This window comes from Brevibacterium ammoniilyticum (assembly GCF_038429965.1).
Classification (GTDB): Bacteria; Actinomycetota; Actinomycetes; order Actinomycetales; family Brevibacteriaceae; genus Brevibacterium; species Brevibacterium ammoniilyticum.
Genome location: NZ_BAABNP010000040.1, coordinates 1 through 1,932 on the forward strand (window position 1 = coordinate 1; position 1,932 = coordinate 1,932).

Annotated in this window: 1 protein-coding gene; it reads left to right on the forward strand. The window is 59.9% G+C overall.

The features are described from left to right. Nucleotides 1-89 precede the first annotated feature (89 nt). Complete coding sequence (locus tag AAHA49_RS17790) at nucleotides 90-1,445, forward strand: tripartite tricarboxylate transporter permease (RefSeq protein WP_342039177.1); 1,356 nt, start codon at nucleotides 90-92, stop codon at nucleotides 1,443-1,445. Nucleotides 1,446-1,932: the final 487 nt, after the last annotated feature.

Below are 1,932 nucleotides of genomic sequence, written 5' to 3' on the forward strand. Positions count from 1 at the left end.
CGTGAACGTCCTGCGATTCGTAGACATGATTCCCTGTCGTGCCTTCCTGGTAACGACTGTCTACGAGAAGTGTCACACCCCAGCCGTTGATGGTCTCCCTCTATCTCGGTGCAGAATACGGGGGACGAATCTCAGCGATTCTCCTCAATATTCCCGGAGACCCCGGTGCCATTATGACGACTCTCGATGGGCACCCTATGGCGCTCAAGGGAAAAGCGGCCACTGCGCTGTCCATTTCGGCCCTGGCATCGTTCGTTGGAAGCATCCTGGCCTTCCTCGGTTTGGCTTTCGTGGCCGGACCGATGTCGGAATTGGGCCTGGCCTTCGGCCCGGCAGTGTACTTCGCAGTTGTCGTGATGGCTTTGGTGCTCAGTGCAACATTGGTCGGTGAGGCGCCGATGCTCGGCCTCACTGCAGTCGTTATCGGCGTGGCGATCTCCACCGTGGGCATCGAACTGCAGTCGGGGTTGCCCCGGTTCACTTTCGGAAGCTTCACGCTGTTGGAAGGCATCGACCCGATCGTGGCAATCATCGGGGTGTTCGGGATCGGAGAGATCCTCTCCAGCACCATGATGAAAGCGAACTCCAGGGTGCCCACTCGACTCACTGGAAAGTTCTTCCCCACAGGTAATGAGCTTAAGCAAGGAGTGTTGCCCAGCCTTCGGGGTTCAATCATCGGCTTCATTGCAGGTGTCCTGCCTGGCGCGGGGACGACGATCGCCGCTTTCTTCTCATATGGCCTGGAGAAGAGGCTTGCTCCGCAGTCAGCCGGAATGGGGCAGGGAGCAGTAAGGGGGCTTGTTGCTCCAGAATCCGCCAACAATGCTGCGGTCTCAGGCTCGATGGTTCCCCTTCTCACCTTGGGAATTCCAGGGTCCGGCACAACCGCTGTTCTGCTGGCCTATCTGATGATGTACGGACTGAACCCCGGTCCGGGATTCTTCGACGCCAACCCGGAGCTGGGGTGGACGATCGTAGGTGCTCTTCTCATCAGCGCCATTCTCGGTGTCATCGTGAATATCGGAGCTTCACCTCTCCTGGCAAAGATTCTAGCGATTCCGATGCCGTACATGGCTCCGGCGATCCTCATGCTCGCACTCATCTCCTGCTACAGCGTCTCCAATTCGGTGGCCGATGTGTACATTGCCCTCGCATTCGGTGTTCTGGGCTACGTCATGCGACTGGTTGGAATGTCTCCAGCGTTGCTCGTCATCGGATTGGTGCTAGGGGAGATGCTGGAGCGAAACCTGCAACAGGCACTTGGGCTGACCGGTGGAGACCTATGGGCAATGCTCTCGCAACCGTTGGTCCTGCTCTTCCTGGGTGTGGCGCTCATCGGACTGCTGACGGCATTGCCGTGGAAGACGCTGGTCGCAAGATCGGGTCGCGGCAAAGAGAATGGCTCCCCTTCGACTGTGGCGGGTTCCGCTTGGAAATCCGATTAGCAGATTGCGACGCGTGCAGTGACGCTGCTACGCGGTTTCGGACACCCAGGCGTCGGTCCACGCGCAGCCGGCTTTCCGCGTCGCCCGCGACTCGGAATTCGAGCCCCGCGTTGATTGAGGGCGCGGCGATTCGTGGGAGGTGCGGAATTCCTGCCAGCCGTGGATCGAGAATGAGAGGGCGTGCGGCTCGCGGTACGGTGCGGGACCAGATTCGCCGAGGCGGCCGCGGCGAATCCGCGTGGATCGACATCGCGCGTTTGGCAGGCGGATCGTGTCACCCAGCGGTACGGCTGCGCCGGCTTCTCCCCGACCGATGCCGTCCCTCCGCAGATCAGGCATACCTGACGCCAAAGTCGTTGAAAGATGATAGATTTGCCTCCCCGGTGATCGCAGCGATCGACCTCATCCGGCTCTTCGTAATTGAGAGTGTAGATCGGTGATTCCAGGACACGGCGAGTCGCTGCGCGGATAGACGTCGAGGTCTTCC

What these genes read in the sequence shown, in the direction of transcription:
- AAHA49_RS17790 (WP_342039177.1), top strand. Translation starts at nt 90, where the DNA reads ATGGTCTCCCTCTATCTCGGTGCAGAATACGGGGGACGAATCTCAGCG.